The organism is Mycobacterium sp. 852014-50255_SCH5639931 (assembly GCF_001665605.1).
Classification (GTDB): Bacteria; Actinomycetota; Actinomycetes; order Mycobacteriales; family Mycobacteriaceae; genus Mycobacterium; species Mycobacterium paraffinicum.
Window position 1 is genome coordinate 142,102 of the sequence record NZ_LZSV01000031.1, and the last position, 26,048, is coordinate 168,149.

General features: G+C 69.7%; 26 protein-coding genes. 13 read left to right on the top strand and 13 right to left on the bottom strand.

The window, feature by feature from the left end:
- Positions 1–21: 21 nt before the first annotated feature.
- From A5758_RS18215 to A5758_RS18225, 3 genes are all read right to left on the bottom strand, one after another.
- Positions 22–882, bottom strand: coding sequence for a pseudouridine synthase (locus A5758_RS18215; protein ID WP_067742884.1), 861 nt, complete (start codon positions 880–882; stop codon positions 22–24).
- Positions 883–889: 7 nt separating this feature from the next.
- Complete coding sequence (locus tag A5758_RS18220; RefSeq protein ID WP_067742746.1) at positions 890–2,647, bottom strand: glycerol-3-phosphate dehydrogenase/oxidase; 1,758 nt, start codon at positions 2,645–2,647, stop codon at positions 890–892.
- A 66-nt stretch (positions 2,648–2,713) separates the two neighbouring features.
- On the bottom strand, positions 2,714–4,144 hold the full coding sequence (locus tag A5758_RS18225; RefSeq protein WP_067742749.1) for an NAD(P)H-quinone dehydrogenase: 1,431 nt from the start codon (positions 4,142–4,144) through the stop codon (positions 2,714–2,716).
- Positions 4,145–4,247: 103 nt separating this feature from the next.
- Between A5758_RS18225 and A5758_RS18230 the strand changes: the two genes are divergently transcribed.
- Complete coding sequence (locus A5758_RS18230; RefSeq protein ID WP_067742751.1) at positions 4,248–4,727, top strand: gamma-glutamylcyclotransferase; 480 nt, start codon at positions 4,248–4,250, stop codon at positions 4,725–4,727.
- An 89-nt stretch (positions 4,728–4,816) separates the two neighbouring features.
- Positions 4,817–5,635, top strand: coding sequence for an alpha/beta hydrolase (locus A5758_RS18235; RefSeq protein WP_067742887.1), 819 nt, complete (start codon positions 4,817–4,819; stop codon positions 5,633–5,635).
- Here the strand turns inward: A5758_RS18235 and A5758_RS18240 are convergent.
- Genes A5758_RS18240 through A5758_RS18250 form a run of 3 tightly spaced genes read right to left on the bottom strand, consistent with a single transcriptional unit; the run spans position 5,632 to position 8,690 of the window.
- Entirely contained in the window at positions 5,632–6,810 is a 1,179-nt protein-coding gene (locus A5758_RS18240; RefSeq protein WP_067205138.1) for an amidohydrolase, read from the bottom strand. The two genes, A5758_RS18235 and A5758_RS18240, sit on opposite strands and share 4 nt — an antisense overlap.
- Complete coding sequence (locus A5758_RS18245; RefSeq protein ID WP_067742754.1) at positions 6,807–7,988, bottom strand: M20 family metallopeptidase; 1,182 nt, start codon at positions 7,986–7,988, stop codon at positions 6,807–6,809. The genes A5758_RS18240 and A5758_RS18245 overlap by 4 nt, the downstream gene beginning before the upstream one ends.
- Before the next feature lie 36 nt (positions 7,989–8,024).
- Positions 8,025–8,690, bottom strand: a complete 666-nt coding sequence (locus tag A5758_RS18250; protein WP_067742890.1) for a cutinase family protein — start codon at positions 8,688–8,690, stop codon at positions 8,025–8,027.
- A gap of 56 nt (positions 8,691–8,746) precedes the next feature.
- Here A5758_RS18250 and A5758_RS18255 point away from each other — a divergent pair, with 56 nt between their 5' ends.
- Entirely contained in the window at positions 8,747–9,553 is an 807-nt protein-coding gene (locus A5758_RS18255; RefSeq protein WP_067742892.1) for a purine-nucleoside phosphorylase, read from the top strand.
- A 55-nt stretch (positions 9,554–9,608) separates the two neighbouring features.
- Positions 9,609–11,192 carry a phospho-sugar mutase gene (locus A5758_RS18260; protein ID WP_067742895.1) on the top strand — a complete coding sequence of 528 codons (1,584 nt, stop codon included), beginning with the start codon at positions 9,609–9,611 and terminating at the stop codon, positions 11,190–11,192.
- A gap of 1 nt (position 11,193) precedes the next feature.
- Here A5758_RS18260 and upp read toward each other — a convergent pair whose 3' ends face one another.
- On the bottom strand, positions 11,194–11,817 hold the full coding sequence (gene upp, locus A5758_RS18265) for a uracil phosphoribosyltransferase (protein ID WP_067742757.1): 624 nt from the start codon (positions 11,815–11,817) through the stop codon (positions 11,194–11,196).
- Between the two features lie 177 nt (positions 11,818–11,994).
- On the opposite strand from upp, the gene A5758_RS18270 reads away from it, so the two are divergent.
- The 3 genes from A5758_RS18270 to A5758_RS18280 are packed head-to-tail and all read left to right on the top strand — an operon-like array spanning position 11,995 to position 15,180.
- On the top strand, positions 11,995–12,813 hold the full coding sequence (locus tag A5758_RS18270) for an alkaline phosphatase family protein (protein ID WP_067742760.1): 819 nt from the start codon (positions 11,995–11,997) through the stop codon (positions 12,811–12,813).
- A gap of 49 nt (positions 12,814–12,862) precedes the next feature.
- Positions 12,863–14,155, top strand: a complete 1,293-nt coding sequence (locus A5758_RS18275; protein ID WP_067742763.1) for a primosomal protein — start codon at positions 12,863–12,865, stop codon at positions 14,153–14,155.
- 41 nt (positions 14,156–14,196) lie between these two features.
- Positions 14,197–15,180 (top strand): VWA domain-containing protein, encoded by a 984-nt coding sequence (locus tag A5758_RS18280; protein WP_067742766.1) that lies wholly within the window; start codon positions 14,197–14,199, stop codon positions 15,178–15,180.
- 4 nt (positions 15,181–15,184) lie between these two features.
- Here A5758_RS18280 and A5758_RS18285 read toward each other — a convergent pair whose 3' ends face one another.
- Both A5758_RS18285 and A5758_RS18290 read right to left on the bottom strand, forming a co-directional pair.
- Complete coding sequence (locus tag A5758_RS18285) at positions 15,185–16,192, bottom strand: VWA domain-containing protein (protein WP_067742898.1); 1,008 nt, start codon at positions 16,190–16,192, stop codon at positions 15,185–15,187.
- A 48-nt stretch (positions 16,193–16,240) separates the two neighbouring features.
- Positions 16,241–17,269 carry a cupin gene (locus A5758_RS18290; RefSeq protein WP_067742769.1) on the bottom strand — a complete coding sequence of 343 codons (1,029 nt, stop codon included), beginning with the start codon at positions 17,267–17,269 and terminating at the stop codon, positions 16,241–16,243.
- Positions 17,270–17,451: 182 nt separating this feature from the next.
- Between A5758_RS18290 and A5758_RS18295 the strand changes: the two genes are divergently transcribed.
- Together A5758_RS18295 and A5758_RS18300 are read left to right on the top strand one after the other, a co-directional pair.
- Positions 17,452–18,123 carry a GntR family transcriptional regulator gene (locus A5758_RS18295; protein ID WP_067742772.1) on the top strand — a complete coding sequence of 224 codons (672 nt, stop codon included), beginning with the start codon at positions 17,452–17,454 and terminating at the stop codon, positions 18,121–18,123.
- Positions 18,124–18,216: 93 nt separating this feature from the next.
- The gene (locus A5758_RS18300; protein WP_067742775.1) at positions 18,217–18,501 is read left to right on the top strand and encodes a GlsB/YeaQ/YmgE family stress response membrane protein; all 285 of its coding nucleotides are present in this window, start codon (positions 18,217–18,219) and stop codon (positions 18,499–18,501) included.
- A gap of 42 nt (positions 18,502–18,543) precedes the next feature.
- Here A5758_RS18300 and A5758_RS18305 read toward each other — a convergent pair whose 3' ends face one another.
- Genes A5758_RS18305 through A5758_RS18315 form a run of 3 tightly spaced genes read right to left on the bottom strand, consistent with a single transcriptional unit; the run spans position 18,544 to position 21,313 of the window.
- Positions 18,544–19,635 carry an adenosine deaminase gene (locus A5758_RS18305; RefSeq protein WP_067207532.1) on the bottom strand — a complete coding sequence of 364 codons (1,092 nt, stop codon included), beginning with the start codon at positions 19,633–19,635 and terminating at the stop codon, positions 18,544–18,546.
- Entirely contained in the window at positions 19,632–20,918 is a 1,287-nt protein-coding gene (locus tag A5758_RS18310) for a thymidine phosphorylase (RefSeq protein WP_067742777.1), read from the bottom strand. The genes A5758_RS18305 and A5758_RS18310 overlap by 4 nt, the downstream gene beginning before the upstream one ends.
- Complete coding sequence (locus tag A5758_RS18315; protein ID WP_067742781.1) at positions 20,915–21,313, bottom strand: cytidine deaminase; 399 nt, start codon at positions 21,311–21,313, stop codon at positions 20,915–20,917. The genes A5758_RS18310 and A5758_RS18315 overlap by 4 nt, the downstream gene beginning before the upstream one ends.
- Positions 21,314–21,557: 244 nt before the next feature.
- Here A5758_RS18315 and sdhC point away from each other — a divergent pair, with 244 nt between their 5' ends.
- Genes sdhC through A5758_RS18335 form a run of 4 tightly spaced genes read left to right on the top strand, consistent with a single transcriptional unit; the run spans position 21,558 to position 24,915 of the window.
- Positions 21,558–21,896, top strand: a complete 339-nt coding sequence (gene sdhC / locus A5758_RS18320) for a succinate dehydrogenase, cytochrome b556 subunit (protein ID WP_066945389.1) — start codon at positions 21,558–21,560, stop codon at positions 21,894–21,896.
- The gene (locus A5758_RS18325; protein ID WP_066945393.1) at positions 21,893–22,363 is read left to right on the top strand and encodes a succinate dehydrogenase hydrophobic membrane anchor subunit; all 471 of its coding nucleotides are present in this window, start codon (positions 21,893–21,895) and stop codon (positions 22,361–22,363) included. Before sdhC ends, A5758_RS18325 begins: the two co-directional genes overlap by 4 nt.
- A gap of 3 nt (positions 22,364–22,366) precedes the next feature.
- The gene (gene sdhA, locus A5758_RS18330) at positions 22,367–24,121 is read left to right on the top strand and encodes a succinate dehydrogenase flavoprotein subunit (RefSeq protein WP_067742784.1); all 1,755 of its coding nucleotides are present in this window, start codon (positions 22,367–22,369) and stop codon (positions 24,119–24,121) included.
- Positions 24,121–24,915 (top strand): succinate dehydrogenase iron-sulfur subunit, encoded by a 795-nt coding sequence (locus A5758_RS18335; RefSeq protein ID WP_067742787.1) that lies wholly within the window; start codon positions 24,121–24,123, stop codon positions 24,913–24,915. Before sdhA ends, A5758_RS18335 begins: the two co-directional genes overlap by 1 nt.
- An 11-nt stretch (positions 24,916–24,926) precedes the next feature.
- On the opposite strand, the gene A5758_RS18340 is transcribed toward A5758_RS18335, so the two are convergent.
- Entirely contained in the window at positions 24,927–26,027 is a 1,101-nt protein-coding gene (locus tag A5758_RS18340; protein ID WP_231987349.1) for a diguanylate cyclase, read from the bottom strand.
- Positions 26,028–26,048 lie beyond the last annotated feature (21 nt).

Below are 26,048 nucleotides of genomic sequence, written 5' to 3' on the forward strand. Positions count from 1 at the left end.
CGCCACCGGCCTCCGACGAAATCAGCCCAGCGATCGCCGGCTGACGAATTCCCGCCGGGCACCCGTCACCGGATCGTCGAACTCGAGGCGCTGCGCCAGCAGCCGCAGCGGAGTGCTGAAGTCGTCGGCCGGCACGTCAATGATGTTGGGGTACAACGGGTCTCCGTCGATCGGCACGCCGAGGGCGGCCATGTGCACGCGCAGCTGGTGGGTGCGCCCGGTGCGCGGGGTCAGCCGGTACAGGCCGTCCGGGGAGACAAGTTCCACCAGCGTCTCCGCGTTGGGCGCTCCGGGTTCGCAGACAGCCTGCAAAACCCCGCGCCGCTTGACGATCCGGCTGCGCACCACGCGCGGCAACACCAGTGCCGGATCCACGCCGGCGCGCGCCAGATACGTCTTGCGCACCAACCCCCGCGAGAACAGCGTCTGGTATGCACCGCGCATCTCGCGGCGCGCGGTGAACAGCAACACCCCGGCGGTCAACCGGTCGAGCCGATGCGCCGGGCTTAACTCCGGCAGGCCCAGTTCCCGGCGCAGCCGCACCAGCGCCGTCTGCGCCACGTGCCTGCCGCGGGGCATGGTGGCCAGGAAGTGCGGTTTGTCGACCACCACGATGTCCGCATCGCGATGCAGGACCGGGATGTCGAACGGCACCGGAACTTCATGAGTCAGCTCCCGGTACAGAAACACGTGTGCGCCGGCGGGCAGCGCCGTGGCCTCGTCGACCACCGCACCGTCGGCGTCGACCACCTCCCCGGCCAGCACTTTCGACCGCGCGGCCGCGCCGAACCGCTCGGTCAGCTCGGCCAGGACCGGTCCGCCGCGCAGCCGCACCCGCGCCGGGCCGAGCCCGTCGCGCACCGGCAGCGGCGCCGGCCTCACCACACGCTCAATTCAAAGGCACCGGCTCGAGGATCTCGGCGCGCGCCTCCGGGGCACTGGCCCGCAGCTCGTCGGCCGACACGTCGTCGGGCTGGGCCTGCGACAAGATCTCGGCCTCCACCCGCGCGGAGTAGTTCGCCACCTCACGCTCGACGTCCGCGGCGCTCCAGCCCAGCACGGGCGCGACCACCTCGGCGACCTCACGGGCGCAGTCCACGCCGCGGTGCGAGTACTCGATGGAGATGCGCATCCGGCGGGCCAGGATGTCCTCGAGATGCAGCGCCCCCTCGGCGATGACTGCGTACAGGGCCTCCACCTTCAGGTAGCCCGGCGCCTCCTTGATCGGGCTGAGCAGGTCGGCGTTTCCGGCCGCCAGACCCAGCACGTCGCCGATCAGCGAACCGTAGCGATCCAGCAGATGCCGCACCCGGTACGGATGCAAACCTTGCAGCCCCGCAACGTGTTCGGCCTGATTCACCAGGGCGAAGTAACCGTCGGCGCCCAGCAGGCTGACCTTCTCGGTGATCGAGGGCGCCACGCGGGCCGGGACGAACTGGGCCGCGGCGTCGATCGCATCGGCGGCCATCACCCGATAGGTGGTGTACTTGCCGCCGGCGATGGCCACCAATCCCGGCGCGGGCACCGCCACGGCGTGCTCGCGCGACAGTTTGGAGGTCTCCTCGCTCTCTCCGGCCAGCAGCGGCCTCAGCCCGGCGTACACGCCGTCGATGTCGGCATGGGTCAGCGGAATGGCGAGCACGGTGTTGACCGTCTGCAGGATGTAGTCGATGTCGGCCTTGGTGGCCGCGGGGTGGGCCAGGTCCAGGTTCCAGTCGGTGTCGGTCGTGCCGATGATCCAGTGCGTGCCCCACGGGATGACGAACATCACCGATTTCTCGGTGCGCAGGATGATCGCGACGTCGCTGACGATACGGTCGCGCGGCACCACCACGTGCACGCCCTTGGACGCGCGCACCTGAAATCGCCCGCGCTGCTTGGACAATGCCTGAATCTCGTCGGTCCACACCCCGGTCGCATTGACCACGACGTGGCCGCGGACTTCGGTGACGGCGCCGTTCTCGGAGTCGCGGACCCGCACGCCGGTCACCCGGTCGCCCTCGCGCAGCATCGCGACCACCTGCGTGGAGGTCCGCACCACCGCGCCGTAGTGGGCGGCGGTGCGCGCGACGGTCATGGTGTGCCGGGCGTCGTCGACGACGGTGTCGTAGTAGCGGATTCCGCCGATCAACGCGCTGCGCTTGAGCCCCGGGCTCAACCGCAACGCGCCGGCCCGGGTCAGATGCCTTTGCGCCGGAACGGATTTCGCGCCGCCCATCCGGTCGTAAAGGAAGATGCCCGCGGCGACGTAGGGCCGCTCCCACACTCGATTGGTCAGTGGAAACAAGAACGGCATCGGCTTGACCAGATGCGGCGCCAGGGTGGTCAGCGACAGCTCCCGCTCGTAAAGCGCCTCGCGCACCAGCCCGAACTCCAGTTGTTCCAGATAACGCAACCCACCGTGAAACATCTTCGACGACCGACTCGAGGTGCCCGACGCGAAATCGCGCGCCTCGACCAGCGCCACCTTGAGCCCGCGGGTGGCGGCGTCCAGCGCGCAACCGGAGCCCACCACGCCGCCGCCGATGACGACGACGTCGAACTGCTCGGCGCCGAGTCGCTCCCACGCCAGCGCGCGCTGCTGAGGTCCCAACGTGGAAGCCGCCCAGGTCTGTGTGCTTTGGGGCGCCTGTATCGGGTTGCTCACGGCAGAGGACTCCTCACCGGGAAACTCCTGTCGGTTACTCGCCAGTAGGACGGTGTCGGACCAAGGCTAGTCGAGATCGTCGTGCGCCATCAGCCGACGAGCGGCCTCGGTGATCGAACCGGACAGCGAGGGGTAAACGGCGAGCGTCTGCGCCAGCTCGTTGACCGTGATGCGGTTTTGGACGGCCACGGCGATCGGCAGGATCAGTTCCGAGGCGATCGGGGCCACCACCACGCCGCCGATCACCACGCCGGTGGACTTCCGGCAGAACATCTTCACGAAACCCTGTTGCAGCCCGGACATCTTGGCCCGCGCGTTGGTGCGCAGCGGCAGCATGATCGTGCGGGCCGACACCGAACCGTCGTCGATCATCGTTTGCGGCACCCCGACGGCCGCGATCTCCGGCCGGGTGAACACCGTTGCGGCCACCGTGCGCAACCGGATCGGGCTGACGCCCTCGCCCAGCGCGTGATACATCGCGATGCGGCCCTGCATGGCGGCCACCGAGGCCAGCGGCAGCAGGCCGGTGCAGTCACCGGCGGCATAGATGCCGGCCACCGAGGTCCGCGATACCCGGTCCACGGTCAGGTAGCCGCCGCGGCCCAGCTCGATGCCGACGCGGTCCAGGCCGAGGCCGCCGGTGTTGGGGACCGACCCGATGGTCATCAGGGCGTGGCTGCCCTCGACGGTGCGCCCGTCGGCCAGGGTGACCAGCACGCCGCCGTCGGTGCGGGTCACCGACTGGGCGCGGGCGTTCTTGACCAGCTCGACACCGCGCTCGGAAAACGCCTCTTCCAGAACCAACGCGGCGTCGGCGTCCTCGTAGGGCAGCACCCGGTCCCGGCTGGCGACCACCGTCACGGGTACGCCCAGCTCGGTGTAGGCGTGCACGAACTCGGCGCCGGTGACGCCCGACCCGACCACGATGAGGTGTTCGGGCAGCGCCTCCAGGTTGTAGAGCTGCCGCCAGGTCAGGATCCGCTCACCGTCGGGCTGCGCGGACGGCAGGACCCGCGGGCTGGCGCCCGTCGCGATCAGCACGACGTCGGCCTCGTACTCGCTGGTGACGGGGCCGTCGGACCCCGAACCGGAATGGGTCGCCTTGATGCGGTGGCAGGCCAGCCCTGGCGTGGGGTCGATCAGCTCGCCGTGCCCGGCGACCACATGCACGCCCATGCCGAGCAGCTGTTCGGTGATATCGGCCGACTGCTCGGTGGCGAGTTGTTTGACCCGGGCATGAATCTGCGGCAGCGAGATCCTGGCGTCGTCGATGTCGATGTCGAAGCCGAGCCGCGGTGCCCTGCGCAACTCGGTGCGCAGCCAGGTCGAGGCGATGAACGTCTTGGACGGCACGCAGTCGTCCAGCACGGCCGCGCCGCCGATCCCGTCGGAGTCGATCACCGTGACGTGGGTGGTGTCGGGGTGTGAGGTGGCGGCCACCAGCGCGGCTTCGTAACCGGCCGGGCCTCCACCGAGGATCACGATGCGGGTCGCCACAGCCCCAACCTAGCGGGGTGACCCGCCAGCCCGCAGGTGGAGGCGCGGCCGCGAGAGCCCTCGGGAGAAGACCGCTCGTGCCCGTGACGTCTAAGCTTTCCCCGTGCCGCTCTACGCCGCCTACGGGTCGAACATGGATCCTGAGCAGATGCTCAAGCGCGCACCCCATTCGCCGATGGCCGGAACGGGCTGGTTGCACGGGTGGCGCTTGACGTTCGGGGGCGAGGACATCGGCTGGGAAGGCGCGCTGGCCACCGTCGTCGAAGATCCGAATTCCAAGGTGTTCGTCGTCCTGTACGACATGACCCCGGCCGACGAGAACAACCTCGACCGGTGGGAGGGCTCCGAGTTCGGGGTGCACAAGAAGATCCGCTGCCGGGTGGAGCGCATCTCGTCGGACACCAGCACCGACCCCGTGCTGGCATGGCTGTATGTGCTCGACGCCTGGGAGGGCGGGCTGCCGTCGGCGCGATACCTGGGCGTGATGGCCGATGCGGCCGAAATCGCCGGAGCGCCAGCCGATTACGTGCACAACCTGCGAACTCGACCGGCCCACAACATCGGCCCGGGAACCGGCTCCTAAGGCCCGTGTCGATTCTCTCCACACCAGTCGTCGCCGACGCACTGGCCCGCACGTTCGCCGCCACGGTCAGGCCGGCTCCGAAAGCCGCCGTGCGGTTTCCAGAATTCCGGAGCCAGACCTCTGAGGTCTCCATCCCCGCCCGGCACGGTCCCGTACCGGCAACCGTCTACCACCCGCCGGCCGGCACGGCGAACCCGTCCGTCTACGTCAACGTGCACGGCGGTGGCTTCGTGGTCGGTCACCCCGAACAAGACGATCCGTGGTGCCGATACCTCGCCGCGAACGCGGGCGTCGTTGTGATCAACCCGGACTATGTGCTGGCGCCGCGTCACCGCTTTCCCGCGGCGCCACATCAGGTCTACGACATCGTGTGCTGGGCGGCCGCCCCCGACCGCGACTGGGACGGCAGCCGGCTCTGCGTCGGGGGCCAGAGCGCCGGCGGCAACCTCAGCGCCGCCGCGGCACGGCAGGCGCTGGAGAACGGCGGGCCACGGATCGCGTTGCAGGTGCTGCATTACGCGCCGCTTGACCTCGTGACGCCCACCCGCGACAAGCTGTCCAGCGCCGGCGACCGGGCGGTCATGAAACCGTGGATGGGCGAGGTGTTCGACACCGCTTACGTACCCGACCCGGCGCAGCGGCGCGACCGCCTCGCCTCTCCCGCCTGGGGTGACAACGCGGACGGAATCGCGGGCATCGCACCGGCACTGGTCGTCACGGCCGAACACGACCGGCTTTGCGACGAGGCCCGCAGATACGCCGAAAAGCTCGACGCCGCAGGGGCATTGGCGGAGTACCACGAGGTGGCCGGCGTCGACCACGGCTACAACATCATGAGCGCGGCGACCGACGTCACCCGGCGAACCTACGCACACATCGCCCAGCACGTCGTGCGTGCCACGAGCTAGGGCAGCGAGAACGCGGCCGCCTGCTCGACGATGTTGACCATCACGCGCAGCCCGATCGCCAGGGCGCGCTCGTCGAGGTCGAACGTCGGCTGGTGCAAATCCAGCTGCGGCCCCTGGCCCGGCCACACGCCCAGGCGCGCCATCGCGCCGGGAATCTCCTCGAGGTACCAGGAGAAGTCCTCGCCCCCGCCGGACTGACGGGTGTCGGCCAGCGCGTCCGGGCCGATGGCCTCGATCGCGTGGGTGAGGATGCGGGTCGAGACGTCCTCGTTGACCACCGGCGGCACGCCGCGCCGGTATTGCAGCGTGTGGTCGATGCCCAGCGGCGCCAGCAGCGCCGACACCGTCTCGCGGATGATCTCCTCGAGGCCCACCCAGGTCTGCCGGCTGGCGGTGCGGACCGTGCCGCCCAGCACACCGCTCTGCGGAATGGCGTTGGCGGCCACCCCCGCGTTGACCGCGCCCCACACCAGCACGGTGCCGTTGCGCGGGTCGATGCGGCGCGACAACACGCCGGGCAGCCCGGTGATCAGCGTGCCGAGCCCGTAGACCAGGTCGGCGGTCAGGTGCGGACGGGACGTGTGGCCGCCCGGCGAATGCAGGGTGATCTCGATCTGGTCGGCCGCCGAGGTGATGGGTCCGTGCCGGACCGCGATCTGCCCGACCTCGAGCCGGGGGTCGCAGTGCAGGGCGAAGATCCGCGACACCCCGGTGATCGCGCCCGCGGCGATGGCGTCGATCGCGCCGCCGGGCATCAGCTCCTCGGCGGCCTGGAAGATCAGCCGAACCCCGACCGGCAGCTCCGGCACCGACGCCAGGGTCAGCGCGGTGCCGAGCAGGATCGCGGTATGGGCGTCATGGCCGCAGGCGTGCGCGACGTTGGGCATGGTGGAGGTGTAGGGCGCGCCGGTCCGCTCGGCCATGGGCAGCGCGTCCATGTCGGCCCGCAGCGCGATTCGCGGCTCGTGTTCGGGCCCGAGATCGCAGACCAGTCCGGTGCCGCCGGGCAGCACCTTGGGGTTGAGCCCCGCGTCGGCCAGCCGCTCGGCGACGAACTGGGTGGTGGCGTACTCCTGGCGGCCCAGCTCGGGGTAGCGGTGGATGTGCCGGCGCCATTCGACCAGGTCGTCGTGGTGTACGGCCAGCCAGGAGGAGGCGGCGTCGGCGAGGCTCATGCGTGCACCCGCCGTTCCCGCGCAGCCAGCACGCGGTCACGTTCGGCCGGCGTCTGGGCCAGCTGAACCACCGTGCGAGCCAGCATGATCGCACCCTCCACGACGGCGCGGTCCCCGCTCGGGCTGGCGGCGGCGGTGGCGAACGCGCGCTGGTGCACCGTGGCGCCGCCGGCGTCGACCCCGACCACCGGATGGATCCCCGGCAGCACGTGCGTCACGTTGCCCATGTCGGTGCTGCCCATGGGCAGCGCCGCCTCGAACTCGCGGGCCACCGGCTCGCGCCCGAGCCGGCGCATCTCGTCGCGGAAGACGTCGGCCAGCCATTCGTCGGGCCTGAGTTCGTCGTAGGCGGGTGCCGGGTTGTCGATCTCGTACTCGCAGCCGGTGGCCAGCGCACCCGCGGCGAAGCACGCATACATCCTGCCCTCCAGCTGTCTCAACGAATCCGACTCGAACGCCCGCATCGCATACTCCAGCGTCGCGTGCCCGGGGATGACGTTGACCGCCTGGCCGCCATCGGTGACGATCCCGTGCACCAGTTGGCCGGGGGCCAGCTGCTGCCGCAACAGCCCGACGGCCACCTGCGCGACAGTGACGGCGTCGGCGGCGTTGATGCCCTGATGCGGCGCGACGGCGGCGTGAGATTCCTTGCCACGGTAGTGCACGGTCGCTTCCGACAGCGCCAGCGAGCGGGCCGCGGCGATGTCGGCCGGTCCGGGATGCAGCATCACCGCCGCAGCGACGTCATCGAAAACCCCGGCCTGCAGCAGCAGCGCCTTGCCGCCGCCCATCTCTTCGGCGGGGGTACCGATCAGCGCCACCCGCAGGCCCAGGTCGTCGGCCACGTCGGCCAGCGCCAGCGCGGTGCCCACCGCCGATGCGGCGATGATGTTGTGGCCGCAGGCGTGGCCGATCTCGGGCAGCGCGTCGTATTCGGCGCACACCCCGACGGTCAGCGGCCCGCTGCCGAAGTCGGCGCGAAAGGCGGTGTCCAGACCGCCCGCGGACGCGGTGATCTCGAAACCGCGTTCGGCGACCAGCGCCTGGGCCTTGGCGCAGCTGCGATGCTCGGCGAACGCCAGCTCGGGCTCGGCGTGGATGGCGTGGGACAGCTCAACCAGGTCGGAGCCCCGTCGCCGCACGACATCCTCGACGTTGTCCAATGCGGTGGTGGGCATTCTCGCAGTATCCCACCGCGACCTTCACGGCCTCAGTTACACCAGTCCGGCGATGAATCCCGCCGCCTGTCCGGGGTAGGGCGGCACACCGTAATCGTGGTGGGCCTCCCGGTCCCGGCCGCCGACCACGCACACCGGATCACCGGCAACGCAGATGTCGATGGCGCGGCCGGCGAACTGGCCCGCGGTGGACAGGGGCGTGTTGAACCGGTTGCCGGGATTGCCGAACACCGCCACCGCCGCCACCTTGTTGGCCAGGCCCGGATCCAGCGCCGGAGCCGACCCGAAGTTGCCGATGCGCTCGCCCAGCGGCGGCACCCCCGCCAGCATCGAGACCGCGGCGGCGCCCTGCGAGAAACCGCCAAGCACCAGCTTCGTCTTCGGGCACTGGTCGGCCATCTCCGCGATGTGGTCGCGGGCGTCGTTGGCGCCGTCGGCGGTCTGCAGGAAGTTGTAGCTGGCCGGGTAGTTCACCGCGTACGCGTCGACGCTGCGCGAGCCGAGGGCGGGCTGCAGCGCGGCGAGCAGCGCGTCTCCGGCGACTCCGAGCCCGGGCGGCTCCGCGGTGCCGCGGGCGAAGATGAGCTGAACGTCGGAGCATCCGTCGGCCCGCGCCGTCGGCACCCGGCCGCCCGCGATCGAAAACAGCGACACCGCAACGGCGACGGCCAGGCCGACCACCTGCCACCTACGAAGTTTCATGCGGCAGATTTTCACATATGCCGGCGCGGGCCGTCGCGGCGCTAAGCTCCCCGACTGTGAGCGACCCCGCGTCCGACCCCACCGAACTGGCGCGACTGGCGGCGCAGGTCATCGCTGAGCGCACCGGCGTGCCCGCGCACGACGTCGCCATCGTGCTCGGATCGGGATGGCGCCCGGCCGTCGCCGCCCTCGGCTCCCCGACCGCCGTGCTGCCCCAGGCCGACGTGCCCGGGTTCGCGCCACCGACCGCCGTCGGGCACACCGGCGAGCTGATCTCGACGCGCATCGGCGAGCGCCGGGTGCTGGTGCTGGTCGGTCGGGTGCACGCCTACGAGGGTCACGACCTGTGCCACGTGGTGCATCCGGTGCGGGCGGCCTGCGCGGCCGGGGCGCGCATCGTCGTGCTCACCAACGCGGCCGGCGGCCTGCGGCTCGACCTGGCGGTCGGCCAGCCGGTGCTGATCAGCGACCACCTCAACCTGACCGCCCGCTCGCCGTTGGTCGGCCCGCAGTTCGTGGACCTGACCGACGCCTACGCGCCGCGGCTGCGGGACCTCGCTCGCCAGGGCGACCCCGGGCTCACCGAGGGCGTCTACGCCGGCCTGCCGGGGCCGCACTATGAGACCCCCGCCGAGGTGCGCATGCTGCGGGCGCTGGGCGCCGACCTGGTCGGCATGTCGACCGTGCACGAGACCATCGCGGCCCGGGCGGCCGGCGCCGAGGTGCTGGGGGTGTCGTTGGTCACCAACGCGGCCGCCGGGATCAGCGGCGAGCCGCTGAGCCACGCGGAAGTGCTCGCCGCCGGCGCCGCGTCCGCCAGCCGAATGGGCGCGCTGCTGGCCGACGTCGTAGCCCGGTTCTGAGATGAAGCCCGAGGAGTGGCGGCGATCCGCGCCCCCCGGCCACGCCGGGCTTGCGATCGCCGCGGCGGAGTGGATCGCACACGATCCCGACCCGGCGACGGCCGCCGAACTCGCGGCGTGCGGTCCCGACGAGCTCGCCGCGCGTTTTGCCCACCCGCTCACATTCGGCACCGCCGGCCTGCGCGGTCCGGTGCGCGCCGGTCCCGACGCCATGAACGTGGCGGTGGTGTCGCGCGCCACCTGGGCGGTGGCGCGGGTGCTCGACGGGCGCGGCCTTGCCGGCAGGCCGGTGATCGTCGGGCGCGACTCCCGGCACGGCTCCGCCGTTTTCGCCACCGTCACCGCCGAAGTGCTTGCCGCCCAGGGCTTCTCGGTGCTGCTGCTGCCCGGGCCGGTGCCGACGCCGGTGGTCGCGTTCGCCGTACGCCACACCGGCGCCGCCGCCGGGATACAGATCACCGCCTCGCACAACCCGCCGACCGACAACGGCTACAAGGTCTACACGGACGGCGGAATCCAGATCGTCTCCCCCACCGACCGCGAGATCGAGGCCGCGATCGCCGCCGCTCCCCCGGCCGACGAAATCCGCCGAGCTCCGGTGCAACCCGCCGTCACCGATTTGGTCGAGCGCTACATCGCGCGGGCCGCCGCGGTGCGGCGCGGCACCGGTTCGGTGCGGGTGGCTCTGACCCCGCTGCACGGGGTGGGGGGCGCCGCGGTCGTGGAAGCGTTGCAACGCGCCGGCTTCGGGCAGGTGCACACCGTGGGAGCGCAGTTCGCGCCGGACCCCGACTTTCCCACCGTCGCCTTCCCCAATCCCGAGGAGCCCGGCGCCACGGACGCGCTACTCGCGTTGGCCGCGGAGGTCGCCGCCGACGTCGCGATCGCGCTCGACCCCGACGCCGACCGATGCGCGGTCGGTGTCCCCACCGGCTCGGGCTGGCGCATGCTGTCTGGGGACGAAACCGGTTGGCTGCTGGGCGATTACATCTTGTCGCGGGTCGCCGATCCCCGAGCGGCGGTGGTGGCCAGCACCGTGGTGTCATCACGGATGCTGGCGGCCATCGCGCGCCGGTACGGGGCCACCCACGTCGAAACCCTCACCGGCTTCAAGTGGCTGGCGCGCGCCGACGCCGACCTGCCGGGCGGCACGCTGGTGTACGCCTACGAGGAGGCGATCGGGCACTGCGTCGACCCGGACGCCGTGCGCGACAAGGACGGCATCAGCGCCGCGGTGCTGGTGTGCGATCTGGTGGCCGCGCTCAAAGACCAGGGCCGTTCGGTTTCCGACGCGCTCGACGAGCTCGCCCGGCGGTACGGCGTGCACGACGTCGCGGCGGTGTCGCGCCGCGTCGCCGACGCCGCCGAGGCCGCCGAGCTGATGCGGCGGCTGCGCGAGACGCCACCGGAGACGCTGGCCGGGTTCACCGCGACCGTCACCGACATCGTCGACGCGCTGATCTTCACCGGCGGCGACGACGACGCGTCGGTCAGGCTGGTGGTGCGGCCTTCCGGGACGGAGCCGAAGCTGAAGTGCTACATCGAGGTTCGCTGCGCGGTGACCGGCGAGCTGGATGACACCCGACAGCGGGCCAGGGCGGTGCGGGACGAGCTGGTGTCCTCGGCGCAGAGCTGGTGAGTTAGCGCGGCCCGTATTGACGGTCGCCCGCGTCGCCGAGACCCGGCACGATGTAGGCGTTCTCGTTGAGCCCGTCGTCGACCGCCACGGTGAACAGGCGCGCCTCGGGCGCCTTCTTCTCAAGCGCGGCAACGCCTTCGGGTGCGGCCACCGCGCACAACACCGTGATGTCGGTCGCACCGCGCTCCAGCAGCAGGCCGACGGTGTACTGCAACGACCCGCCGGTGGCCAGCATCGGATCCATGACGAACACCGGCAGACCGGCCAGCTCGTCGGGCAGCGACTCGAAATACCCAGTCGCCCGATGGGTTTCCTCGTCGCGGGCCACGCCGACGAATCCGACCCGGGCTTGCGGCAGGAGCGCGAGCGCCTGGTCCACCATGCCCAGTCCGGCCCGCAGCACCGGCACCAGCAGGGGCGGTTTGGCCAGCCGCACTCCCTGCGTCTCGGCCAGCGGCGTGCGGACCGGAAAGGTCTCTCGGGGCGCGTCCCGGGTGGCCTCGTAGATCAGCATGGCGGTCAGATCCCGCAACGCCGCCCGAAAACCCTCGTTGTCGGTGCGTTCGTCGCGCATCGTCGTCAGCCGGGCGACCGCCAGCGGGTGATCGACAACGCGCACCTCCACGGTGTTCGACCTTATATAACGATCCGGCCGCATTTCGCTAACGCCCCGCTGAAGCCGCCCGCGTCGCCACAGGCGGCGCGCCGGGTCGACCCATATGCTCCCGTAGTGCTGAGCGGAATCACGGGTTCAACAGGGTTGACGGGCAGGGCATTTCGAGTCTTTGGGCTGCTCGGCGCGATGACCTTGGTCGCGTTGGCGGCCAGCCCGCTGACTCCGCGGATAGGCCTTGTGGCAGCGGCCATTCCGCAACCCGCGCACATCGTGATCGTGGTGGAGGAGAACCGCTCCGAAAACGGCATCATCGGCAACAAGTCGGCACCCTTCATCACCGCGCTGGCCGCGGGTGGGGCCAACATGGTCCAGTCGTTCGCCGAAACGCACCCCAGCGAGCCGAATTACCTGGCGCTCTTCGCCGGCAACACCTTCGGGGTGACCACGGACCAGTGCCCGGTCAACGGCGGCGCCGCGCCCAACCTGGGCTCCGAATTGCTGGCCGCGGGCCACACATTCGTCGGCTTCGCCGAAGGCCTGCCCGCGGTCGGCTCGCCGGCGTGCAGCGCCGGCAAGTACGCGCGCAAACACGTGCCCTGGGCCAACTTCACCAACGTGCCGCCGGCGAACTCGCTGCCGTTCTCCGCCTTCCCGATGGGCAACTACGCCAGCCTGCCCACCGTGTCGTTCGTCATCCCCAACAACGACAACAACATGCACGACGGCTCCATCGCTCAGGCGGACGCCTGGCTGAACCGCCAGCTGTCGGGCTACGCCAATTGGGCGGCGGCCAACAACAGCGTGCTGATCGTGACGTTCGACGAGGACGACGGCGGGACGCGAAACCAGATCCCCACGATCTTTTACGGCGCGCACGTCCGTCCCGGCAATTACAGCGAACAGATCAACCACTACAACGTGCTGTCCACGATCGAGCAGATGTACGGCCTGCCCAAAACCGGATACGCGGCCAGCGCGCCACCGATCACCGATATCTGGGGCTAGCCGCTCCCGACGGCAGGCCCCCTCCCCGGCCGTCGCTATTGTGTGCCGCATGGCTGCTGACCTCGTGCCCATTCGCCTGAGCCTCTCCGACGGTGACCGCTACACCGTGTGGGCGCCCCGCTGGCGGGACGCCGGCGACGAGTGGGAGGCGTTCCTGGGCAAGGACGAGGACCTGTATGTCTTCTCCTCCGTCGCCGACCTGGTCGCGTTCGTGCGCTCGGACACCGACAACGACCTGGTTGACCACCCGGCGTGGAAGGACCTGACCGCGGCGCACGCGCACAAGTTCGCACCGGCCGCCGACAAGCAGTTCGATCTGGTCGCGGTCGAGGAGCTGGTGTCGGAGAAGCCGACCGAGGAGTCGGTGAGCGGGCTGGCCCGCACGCTGGCGCTCGTCTCGTCCATCGGGTCGGTGTGCGAGCTCGCGGCGGTCTCGAAGTTCTTCAACGGCAATCCCACGTTGGGCACCGTGTCGGGCGGGATCGACCACTTCAGCGGCAAGGCCGGCCTCAAACGCTGGAACGCGCTCGGCGAGATCATCGGGCGCAGCTGGGACGACGTGCTCAGCGCGATCGAAGACATCGTCACCACCCCCGAGGTGGACACCAAGCTGTCGGCCAAGGCCGCCGACGAGCTGGCCGAAGAGCCCGAGGAAGAAGAAGCAGACGACACCGAGGCCGTCGCCGAGGCCGACGAGGACGCCGACGAGGACGTCGACGACGAGGCCGACGAGCCCGTGGAGGCCGACGCCGAGGAACCCCGCGCGGCCGTGGACACCGTGATCCTGGGAAGCGACGAGGATTTCTGGCAGCAGGTGGGCATCGATCCGGTTCGGATCATGACGAGTTCGGGCACCTTCTACACCCTGCGGTGCTACCTCGACGACCGCCCGATCTTCCTGGGCCGCAACGGGCGCATCAGCGTGTTCACCTCCGAGCGGGCGCTGGCCCGCTACCTCGCCGACGAGCACGACCACGACCTGGCCGACCTGAGCACCTACGACGACATCCGCACCGCCGCCACCGACGGTTCGCTGGAAGTCAAGGTCACCGAGGACAACATCTACGTGCTCAGCGGGCTGGCCGACGACATCGCCGACGGGCCGGACGCCGTGGACCGCGACCAGCTGGACCTGGCCGTCGAACTGCTCCGCGACATCGGCGACTACTCGGAGGAAGGCACGGTCGACAAGGCGCTGGAGACGGGCCGCCCGCTGGGCAAGCTGGTGGCCTACGTGCTCGAGCCCGGCTCGGTCGGCAAGCCCTCGGCGCCGTACGCCGCGGCGGTGCGGGAATGGGAGAACTTGGAGCAATTCGTCGACGGCCGGCTCAGGCGCGAATAGCCCCCGTTTGACGGGCCCCCGCGTCTCCTCTTTACTGGCGGGTGTCGCTTCCCGGGATCGGCCCGTTACCGCTGTACGGCTTTCAACGCCCGGGCATGCTGTTGTTCGGTTTGCTCCCGCTGGCTCTGCTCGCGGTCTACCTCCTCGTCCAGGCTCGCCGCCGGCGCCGGCTGCGACGGTTCACCGAGGCGACCGTGCCACAGTCGCCGACGCGGCACATTCCGATCGCCGTCTCACTGCTCAGCCTGGTCCTGCTGACCATCGCGCTGGCCACCCCGACCCACGACATGCGCATCCCGCGCAACCGGGCCGTCATCGTGCTGGTCATCGACATGTCGCAGTCCATGCGGGCAACCGACGTCCCACCGAACCGGCTCAAGGCCGCCGAGGAGGCGGCCAGCCAGTTCGCCAGCCAGCTCACGCCCGGCATCAACCTCGGGCTGGTGGGCTTCGCGGGCACGCCGTACCTGCTGGTGCCGCCGACGCCGCAGCACCAGGCGACCATCGACGCCCTGAAGAAACTCGACTTCGCCGACAGCACGGCCACCGGCGAGGCCATCTTCACCGCCCTGCACGCGGTGAGCGCTACCGCGATCACCGGAGGCGACACCCCGCCGCCGGCCCGCATCGTGCTGCTCTCCGACGGCAAGGAGAACAAGCCGTCCAACCCCAGCGATCCGCATGACGGGGTCTACACCGCGGCGCGGCTGGCCCGCGACGAAGGGGTGCCCATCTCGACGATCTCGTTCGGCACCAAGACCGGCGAGATCGAGATGGACGGGCAGCGGGTCGCCGTCCCGGTCGCGACGGACCAGATGAAGATGATCGCCAAGCTGTCCGGCGGGCAGTCGTACACCGCCAGCAACGTCGCCGAGCTCTCCAAGAGCTACAACGCGATCGAGAAGGACATCGGCTACCGCACGGTGCCGGGACCGGGCAGCGCCGGGTGGTTGCGCCTGGGCGTCATCACCGCCCTGATCGCGACGGCGCTGGCGCTGCTGATCAACCGGCGGCTCCCGGTCTGATCGCTCAGGAGGGCAGCCGGCGGTTCAGGAACAGGCCGGCCAGGATGGCGCCGGCCATCGCGACGGCCCCCAACAGCATCCACGCCAGGCTGGCGTCGCCCTTAACGGTCTCGTAGCCGATCTGGCGCTGCAGCGTCGAATAGACGTTCTTCAGCGACTCGAGGCTGTCGGCGTGGAACGACTGGCCGTCGGTGATCTCGCAGATCTTCTGCAGCGTTTGGTCGTCGACGGGAACCGGGATGGTGGCGCCCTCGTACTCGACCGTGCCGTAAGGCGTCCCGAAGGAGATCGTCGAGATCTGCACACCCTCGGCCTTGGCGGCCCGGGCGGCGGTGAACGCCCCCTGCGGGGCGTTGGGATCCAGCGGCACGTTCTCGGCGCCGTCGGACTCCAGCACGATGCGCGCCGGCGGCGGGCCGTCGCCGCCCCCCATCACCGAGCCGACCGTCGCGATGGCCTGCAGCGCGGTGAAGAGACCTTCACCCGTCGCGGTCTTGGGGGCCGGTTTCAAGTTGTCGATCGCCGCCTTCACGGCCGCGCGGTTGGTGGTCGGGGAGACCAGCAGCGAGGCGTTTGCCGCGAACTCCACCAGCCCCAGGTTGATGGCCGGCGTCAGGTCGTCGGCGAATTGCTTGCCGGCCTCCTTGGCGGCGGTCAGCCGGTCGGGCGGGACGTCGGTGGAGGCCATGGACTCCGACACGTCGATAACCAGCATGACGACCGCGCGGTTGAGCGGGATCCGGACGTCGGAGGTCGGCCCGGCCATCGCGGTGGTCAGCAGCACCAGCGACACGGCCAGCAGGATGGTCGGCACGTGCCGCCACCGGCTCGGGTGCGCCGGTGCGACCCGCTCGAGCACCTCCATGTTCGCGAACCGCAGCACCCGCCGGCGGCGGGCGAACTGCAGCACGACGTAGAGGCCCAGGACCAGCAGAACGAGCAACAGGAACAGGAAGAACCACGCGTTCTGGAAGCCGGTGACCGAGACGGGGCCCAGCAGGGGCAACTTCATGTGCAGCCACACTATGCGCGAACTGTGGACCGCGCACGGCCCGCCGGGTCAGCCGGCGACGAGGTCGCGGCGCTGCGTGAACTTGATGTCGAGGCTGCGGAGGTGGGTCTGCAGCCCGGCGTCCTGGATCGGGATCAGGTGTGCGGGCTCGTCGGTCTCGTTGTAGTGGGCGTGCCACATGCCCGGCGGGGTGGTGAAGGCGCAGCCGGCCCGCCAGTCCACCCGGGTCGGGTCGGCGATGTCGCCGTGCTCGTCGAGGCGGGTGCCCAGCAGCGTGTAGCAGCCGCTGGCCGGCGCATCGAGGATGAGGTCGAGGGCGACCGACTGGTGCCGGTGCGGGCGCTGCACCTGGTTCGGGGGCAGCACCCCCAACATGGCCCACAGGACGTGGGTGATGGTCAGCGTCTGTTCTTGGTTGGCGTTGGCCAGCAGCACGCTGACCCGGCTCTTCTCGTTGGCGCCGGGGCGCGACGCGATCTCCTCCAGCTTGGCCACCGCATCCGAACGGCGGAACTTGGTCGCCCGGAACCGCGGCTGGGTGGCTTCGGCGCCGAGGTATCGCATCAGCGGCTCGTCGTGCACCCAGTACATGGCCGTGTCGGCGGCGGCGTAGAAGACCGACTGGGTGCCCGCGGGGAGGGTGAGGAAGTCGCCCTTCTCCCACTGGACCAGGTGGCCGTTGACCGCGGCGAAGCCGCGCCCGTAGAGCACGTAGTACAGCTGCGAGGTGGCGTTGGGGCTGGTGTCGACCTGCTCGCCCGGCCGGATTCGCACGAAGTTGGCCAGCAGCGCGGGGCTGGTCGCCGCGCCGGTCTCGATCTGCAGCTCCTTGGACAGATCCAGCGGGATCACCCCGGTGGGCCGGTCGGTGTAGACATCCGCATCGAACCGGGTAACCGGAACCTGCGGGACGTGTCCCGAGCCGATGGGGTTGGCGGCCTTGGAGTACTCGAAATACTCGGCGTCGGAGGCCCAGTCCTGGAAGCGACCTTCGAAGCCGTACTCGGCCACGTTGATCATCGGCGCGGGAATCGTCGGATCCAGGTTTGGGGTCAGGGCTGTTTCGGTGACGGACATTCGCGTCTCCTTCGGACCGTTCGCGACTGGGGTGCGTCTCATGTTTTTCTCGTATCTATCTTGTATCTCAGTTGCCAGTTTGTCAATGTTGGCGGGGTGCGACGCGGTACGGCCCAGCCGGTAGGCCGTCGGGTGTACCGTCACCACACGCTGGGATACGACTTAGCTACCGGAAGGCTGCCGTGGCAACGAGTGACCCGCGGCCGGGCACGGCCAAGGACCGCGCGCTGGATTACGTCAAGACGCAGGTCCTCACCGGCGCGTTCCCGGGCGGGGAGCTGATCAGCGAGGGTGACGTGGCCACCGCGCTGGGGATGTCGCGCACCCCGGTGCGCGAGGCGTTCCTGCGGCTGGAGGCCGAGGGGTTGCTGCGCCTGTACCCGCAGCGCGGCGCCCTGGTGGTGCCCGTTTCGCCCGACGAGGTCCGCTCGGTGATGGAGGCGAGGCTGCTCCTCGAGCAGTTCGCCGCCACCAAGGTGGTGGGCCGCGGGCCCGCCGCGTGCGCCGCGGTTTTCGAGCGGCTGTCGGGCGAGTTGCAACGGCAGCGTGCCGCCGTCGACCGCACCGACTGGGCCGAGTTTCTCGACGCCGACCGCTCCTTCCACGCCGTCACTCTGGCCGAGTCGGGGAACGCCATCTTGTCGGGTTTCTATGGGTCCCTGCGGGATCGGCAGATGAGGATGATCGGCGAATCGGCGCTTCGCGACCCCGACCGGGTGACGACGATCCTCGACGAGCACCGCGATATCGCCGAGGCAGTGCGCGACGGCGACGCCCAGCGGGCGCTGCGCGCGGTGCAGATCCACCTGGCCGGCACGGTGCGCGCGATCGGGTTCGCGGCCGACCTGAACTGACTTCCACACGAATTGTGTTAGAAGTCCGTCTTTTCGGGGAAATCCTTCTCGCAGATGGCGCCCACCCCGGGTGCCGTTACGACAGGAGCTGAAATGGTCGGATCCATCATCCTCGCCATCATCGTGGGCGCGATCGTCGGTGTGGTCGCCCGCCTGGTGATGCCGGGCAAGCAGAACGTCGGCATGATCATGACCGTCGTGATCGGCGCCGTAGGCGGTTTGATCGGCTCGGCGGTCGCCAGCCAGTTCGGATACCACAACGCCAACGGTGGCATCGCGTGGATTCCGTTCTTCATCGGAGTCGGCGCCGCCATCGTCCTCATCGCTCTCTACGAGGCGCTGACGGGTCGTCGCACCGGCACGCGCCTTACCCGCTGAGCCGAAAGCTGCGCCGCTCGCCCGTGTTTCGGGCGAGCGGCGTCAGCCTGCGATCAGTACGGCGTAACGCGGTTTGATCACGTCGTCGATGATCGCCAGCCGCTCGTCGAACGGGAGGAACGCCGACTTCATCGCATTGATGGTGAACCGCTCGAGGTCGCTCCAGCCGTAACCGAAAGCCTCGACCAGTCGGCACATTTCGAGGCTCATCGTGGTATCGCTCATCAGCCGGTTGTCGGTGTTCACGGTCACCCGGAACCGGGTGCGGGCCAACAGGTCGAACGGGTGGTCCGCAATGCTTTTCACCGCGCCGGTCTGCACGTTGGAGCTCGGGCACAGCTCCAACGGAATTCGCTTGTCCCGCAATATCGATGCCAGCCGGCCGAGCCGAACCCGGCCGTCACCGAGGACGTCGATATCGTCGACGATGCGCACCCCGTGGCCCAAGCGGTCGGCGCCGCAGAAGGCGATCGCCTCGTGAATGGACGGCAGGCCGAATGCCTCCCCCGCGTGAATGGTGAAGCGCGCGTTGTGGTCTCGCATGTACTCAAAGGCGTCCAAGTGCCGCGTTGGGGGGTTCCCGGCCTCGGCGCCGGCGATGTCGAATCCGACAACTCCCTTGTCCCGGAACCGGATTGCCAGCGCGGCGATCTCCCGGGACACCGCGGCGTGCCGCATGGCCGTGACCAGCAGCCGCACCACGATCGGCCGGCCCGCGGCGGCGCAGGCCTTCTCGCCGTCGGCGAAGCCGGCCAACACGGCGTCGACGATCTCGTCGAAGGACAGCCCACGGTCGATGTGCAGCTCGGGCGCGAATCGGATTTCGGCGTAGACGACCGAGTCGGCGGCCAGGTCCTCCACGCATTCGTAGGCGACGCGATGCAGAGCGTCGGACGTCTGCATCACCGCAACGGTGTGCGAGAACGGCTCCAGGTAGCGCTCCAGCGAGCCGCTGTGCGACTGGGTGCGAAACCAGGTGGCCAGCTCGTCGACGTCGGTGGTGGGCAGCCCGTCGTAGCCGGTCTGGCCGGCAATCTCGACCACCGTGGACGGGCGAAGCCCCCCGTCGAGGTGATCGTGCAGCAGCGCCTTGGGTGCCTTCTTGATCTGCTCGAGTCCCAGGGGTGTGGTCACTTGACGATCCGATCGATGATCAGCGGGCGCGAGACCGGTGGCGTGTCGCCGATGCTGTAGCCGCCGTCCAGTTCGGCCAGCGCCGCGGCGAAGCGCTCCGGGGTGTCGGTGTAGAGGGTGAACAGCGGCGCGCCGGCCGCGACCGGTTCGCCGGGGCGGCGGTGGATCCGGATGCCGGCGCCGGCCTGCACCCGTTCGCCCGGACGGGACCTGCCCGCACCGAGCCGCCAAGCCGCCAGCCCCACTGCCATCGCGTCGATATCGCCCATTGTGCCGCCCCGGGCGGCGGTCACGGTGTCGGAATGCGCACCGATCGGCAACGGAACCGACAAATCGCCGCCCTGGGCGGCGATGAGCCGGCGGAACCGGTCCATCGCGGTGCCGTCGCGCAGCGTCTCGGCGGGGTCGCGACCGTCGACCCCGGCCAGCTCGAGCATCTCGGCGGCCAGCCGCAACGTCAGCTCGACCACGTCGGGCGGGCCGCCGCCGGCCAGCACATCCAGCGACTCGGCGACCTCGAGGGCGTTGCCCACGGTCGCGCCCAGCGGGCCGTTCATGTCGGTCAACAGCGCGCGGGTGGGCACCCCGTGCGCCGCACCCAGCTCGACCATGGTGTGGGCCAGCTCGCGGCACCGGTCCGCGGAGCGCAGCAGCGCCCCGGCACCGACCTTCACGTCGAGCACCAGCGCGCCGGTCCCCTCGGCCAGCTTCTTGCTCATCACCGAGCTGGCGATCAGCGGCAGCGACTCGACGGTGGCCGTGACGTCGCGCAGGGCGTACAGCTTGGCGTCGGCCGGCGCGAGCTCTCCGGCCGCGAAGATGGCTGCGCCCACATCGCGGAGTTGGTCGCGCACCCGCCGGTTGGACAGGGCGGCGGTGAACCCGGCGATGGACTCGAGCTTGTCCAGGGTGCCGCCGGTGTGCCCGAGCCCCCGCCCCGACGCCTGCGGCACCGCGGCGCCGCAGGCGGCCACGACGGCCACCAGGGGCAGGGTGATCTTGTCCCCCACGCCGCCCGTGGAGTGCTTGTCCACAGTGGGCTTACCCAGGTCGCGGAAGTCGAGCCGTTCGCCGGACGCCAGCATCGCCGCGGTCCAGCTGGCGGTCTCGCCGCGGTCCATGCCGCGCAGGAAGATCGCCATCAGCAGCGCCGACATCTGCTCCTCGGCGACCCGGCCGTGGGTGTAGGCGTCGACGACCCATTCGATGGCGGCCTCGGACAGCCGGCCGCCGTCGCGCTTGGTTCGGATCACCGTCGGCGCGTCGAATGCGTAGTCGGTCAACGGGGTTCCCGCGGCAGGTCGGCGCTGAAGGCGTCGGGCAGGAGCTCGCCGAGGCGGCGCGGCCCGGCCGGATGGTCGACCAGCAGGTCGGGGCCGCCGTGCTCCAGCAGCAGCTGGCGGCATCGCCCGCACGGCATCAGCGGGGACCCCTGCCCGTCGACGCAGGCCAGCGCGATCAGCCGGCCGCCGCCGGTCGCGTACAGGGCGCACACCACACCGCATTCGGCACAGAGACCAAGGCCATATGAGATGTTTTCCACATTGCAACCGGTGACCACGCGCCCGTCGTCCACCAGCGCGGCCGCCCCCACCGGGAACCGGGAATACGGCGCGTAGGCCCTCGCGGCAGCACTGATTGCCTTGTGGCGCAACATGTTCCAATCGACATCAGGCATATCGCAACCTCGCTCAGCTCTTGCTACGTCAGACGGTCAGCCTAGCTCTGACATGTCACTTCGCTTGGCGGACTGTGCGGCGCAGGCGGTCCCCCGGCCGGGTTAGGCTGAACTGCCCGGCTTGATGTCAGAAGGCGGTGAGGACTGGGTGACCACACAGGCGACAACCGCGGATCCGGCAAAAGAATCTGCGCCCTCGCGCAAGCGGCGTCCACCCCGGACCCTGTATCGGGGCGACCCGGGCATGTGGTCGTGGGTGTTGCATCGCATCAGCGGCGCGACCATCTTCTTCTTCCTGTTCGTCCACGTGCTGGACGCCGCGATGCTGCGGGTCAGCCCGCAGACCTACAACGCGGTGATCCACGACTATCAGACCCCGGTCGTCGGCCTGATGGAGTACGGGCTGGTGGCCGCGGTGCTCTTCCACGGGCTGAACGGCATCCGCGTCATCCTCATCGACTTCTGGTCCGAGGGCACCCGCTACCAGAAGCTGATGTTCTGGATCGTCGGCGTCGTCTTCCTGCTGCTCATGGTTCCGGCCGGCGTGGTGACCGGCATCCATATCTGGGAGCACCTCCGATGAGCGCCCCCGACCTGCAGCTGGGCCGGGGCCAGGTCGCCCCGGTGCACCAGCGCAGCCACGACCGGCCGGCCAGCCTCGACAACCCGCGCTCGCCGCGCCGCCGGGCCGGCATCCCCAACTTCGAGAAGTTCGCGTGGCTGTTCATGCGGTTCTCCGGAGTCGCGCTGATCATCCTGGCCGTCGGACACCTGTTCATCATGCTGATGTGGGACAACGGCGTTTACCGCATCGACTTCAACTACGTGGCGCAGCGCTGGGCCTCGCCGTTCTGGCAATTCTGGGATCTGGCGCTGTTGTGGCTGGCGCAGCTGCACGGCGGCAACGGCCTGCGCACCATCATCGACGACTACAGCCGCAAGGACAGCACCCGCTTCTGGCTCAACAGCCTGCTGCTGCTGTCGATGGGTTTCACGTTGGTGCTGGGCACCTATGTGCTGGTGACATTCGACCCGAATATCGGAGGCTGACCGGTGATCCAGCAACACCGCTACGACGTGGTGATCGTCGGCGCCGGCGGCGCCGGCATGCGCGCGGCGGTGGAAGCCGGCCCACGCGTGCGGACCGCGGTGCTGACCAAGCTCTACCCCACCCGCAGCCACACCGGGGCCGCCCAGGGCGGGATGTGCGCGGCGCTGGCCAATGTCGAGGACGACAACTGGGAATGGCACACCTTCGACACCGTCAAGGGCGGCGACTACCTCGCCGACCAGGACGCGGTGGAGATCATGTGCAAGGAAGCCATCGACGCGGTGCTCGACCTCGAGAAGATGGGGATGCCGTTCAACCGCACCCCCGAGGGCCGCATCGACCAGCGCCGGTTCGGTGGGCACACCCGCGAACACGGCAAGGCCCCGGTGCGCCGGGCGTGTTACGCAGCCGACCGCACCGGCCACATGATCCTGCAGACCCTCTACCAGAACTGTGTCAAGCACGACGTGCAGTTCTTCAACGAGTTCTATGCGCTGGACCTGGTTTTGACGGAGACGCCGAGGGGCCCGGTGGCCACCGGCGTGGTGGCCTACGAGTTGGCAACCGGCGAGATCCACGTCTTTCACGCCAAGGCCGTGGTCCTCGCGACCGGCGGGTCGGGCCGGATGTACAAGACCACCTCCAACGCACACACGCTCACCGGTGACGGCATCGGGATCGTGTTCCGCAAGGGACTTCCGTTGGAGGACATGGAGTTTCACCAGTTCCACCCGACCGGCCTGGCCGGGCTGGGCATCCTCATCTCCGAAGCCGTGCGCGGTGAGGGCGGCCGGCTGCTCAACGGCGAGGGCGAGCGGTTCATGGAGCGCTACGCGCCGACGATCGTCGACCTGGCGCCGCGCGACATCGTCGCCCGCTCGATGGTTTTGGAGGTACTGGAGGGCCGCGGCGCCGGCCCGCACAAGGACTACGTCTACATCGACGTCCGCCACCTCGGCGAGGACGTGCTCGAGGCCAAGCTGCCCGACATCACCGAGTTCGCCCGCACCTACCTGGGCGTGGACCCCGTGCACGAGCTGGTCCCGGTCTACCCGACGTGTCACTACGTGATGGGCGGCATCCCCACCACCGTCACCGGACAGGTGTTGCGGGACAACACTTCTACGGTGCCGGGCCTGTATGCGGCCGGCGAGTGCGCCTGCGTGTCGGTGCACGGGGCCAACCGGCTGGGCACCAACTCGCTGCTGGACATCAACGTCTTCGGCCGCCGCGCCGGCATCGCCGCCGCGGATTACGCCGACGGGCACGACTTCGTCGACATGCCGCCCAACCCGGAGGCGATGGTGGTCGGCTGGGTCGGCGACATCCTGAACGAGCACGGCAACGAACGCGTGGCCGACATCCGCGGCGCACTGCAGCAGTCGATGGACAACAACGCCGCCGTGTTCCGCACCGAGGAGACGCTGAAGCAGGCACTGACCGACATCCACGCGCTCAAGGAGCGCTATTCCCGAATCACCGTGCACGACAAGGGAAAGCGCTTCAACAGCGACCTGCTGGAGGCCATCGAGCTGGGCTTCCTGCTGGAGCTCGCCGAGGTCACCGTGGTGGGGGCGCTGAACCGCAAGGAGTCCCGGGGCGGGCATGCCCGGGAGGACTACCCGAACCGCGACGACGTCAACTACATGCGCCACACCATGGCCTACAAGCAGGGCGCCGACCTGCTGAGCGACATCGCGCTGGACTTCAAACCCGTCGTGCAGACCCGCTACGAACCGAAGGAACGGAAGTACTGATGACTGCAGGCGAGTCTGTCGAACCCCGCGTCGAGCCGCCACTTCCGCCCATCCCCGAGGGGGCGGTGATGGTGACGTTGAAGATCGCGCGATTCAACCCCGACAATCCCGATGCCTTCGCGGAAACCGGTGGTTGGCAAAGCTTTCGGGTGCCGTGCCTGCCCAGCGACCGGCTGCTCAACCTGCTGATCTACATCAAGAGCTACCTGGACGGCACGCTGACCTTCCGGCGCTCCTGCGCCCACGGGGTGTGCGGCTCGGACGCCATGCGCATCAACGGCGTGAACCGGCTGGCCTGCAAGGTGCTGATGCGCGACCTGTTGCCCGAGAAGAAGGGCAAGCAGCTGACCATCACGGTGGAACCCATCCGTGGCCTGCCGGTGGAGAAGGACCTGGTGGTCAACATGGAGCCGTTCTTCGACGCCTACCGCGCGGTCAAGCCGTACCTGGTCACCAGCGGGAATCCGCCGACACGGGAACGCATTCAGAGCCCCACCGACCGCGCCCGCTACGACGACACCACCAAGTGCATCCTGTGCGCGGCCTGCACCACCAGCTGCCCGGTGTTCTGGCACGAGGGCAGTTACTACGGCCCGGCGGCGATCGTCAACGCGCACCGCTTCATCTTCGACAGCCGCGACGAGGCCGCCGCCGAGCGTCTCGACATCCTCAACGAGGTGGACGGCGTGTGGCGGTGCCGCACCACGTTCAACTGCACCGAGTGCTGCCCGCGCGGGATCCAGATCACCAAGGCGATCCAAGAAGTCAAGCGCGCGCTGATGTTCACCCGCTGACCCCGCGCGGCTCAACAGAGTTCGTGATGACTACTTCGGTTGCCCCCCAACCGTTTAGCCTGGTACATCGCGGTATCTGAGGCGGTGACCAACTCGCCCAGGAGGGCGTGCGGCTCGGCCGCGGTGTCGTCCAGGCGGGCGCAGGCGGTGCCGATGCTGGCGGTGACCCCCGCCGCCGACGCCGCGATGGCCCGGCACATCCGCGCGGCCAGGGACTCGGCGTTGCAGCCCGCGGACGTGCCGGCCAACAGAAACTCCTCACCGCCGCTTCGCGCCACCACCGCCTGGTTGTCGGCGGCGGCCAACAGCGCCTTGGCGACTTGGACCAGCGCGTGGTCGCCGGCGGCGTGGCCACACCTGTCGTTGAGGGCTTTGAAATTGTCGAGGTCGACGAGCATGACCACGAGGTGGGAGTCGATGCCCCGGCGCGCCACGATCATCCCCAGCGCCTCGTGCTGGAATGCGCGCCTGTTGAGCAGGCCGGTCAACGGGTCGCGGTCCGCGGTCAGCAGATCGCCCGACAGGGCGCGCACCAGGACCCGGATCGCCAACGGCAGGGCGATGTTGACCTCGATCACCAGCCACAGATCCACCCCGGCCAGGCTGGGGTGGCCGGTTCGGGCCAGCGACAACGCCTCCCAGGAGCCGACCGCGGCGGCGACCGCGAAGTTGTAGAGCACGAAGCCCGTGGTGTGGAAGAACGCCATGTAGGCGCCGAAGGTGGCGAAGGCGATGCAGCCGATCAGGGCGGCCAGCGGGTTGGGGTGCGCCAGGCACGCCAGGGCGACGGCGGTGTTGCACGTAATGGCGAAGACGACCGACTGGCAGCGGGTGGGCCAGCGCAATATCCACAGCAACACCCCCGCCGCACCGCCGGCGACGGCAGTCCACATCATCGTTACCGGAACCGGCCCGCGGGGACCGTCCGAGCCGGCGAGCAGAGCGAGAAGGCACAGCACCATCGACGCGGCGATCAACGCCATCACGGCCCGGGTGGCGCCGCTCAGGCGCCGCGAAGCGAGGTAACCGGAAAGCCAGTCATACTGATCGGCCCGCCACCATGGGCTGAACAGCGCGGTCATCGTCGACCCCCATCGCCAACCACTGGTCATCGATGCCGAGTGGCTAGCCGC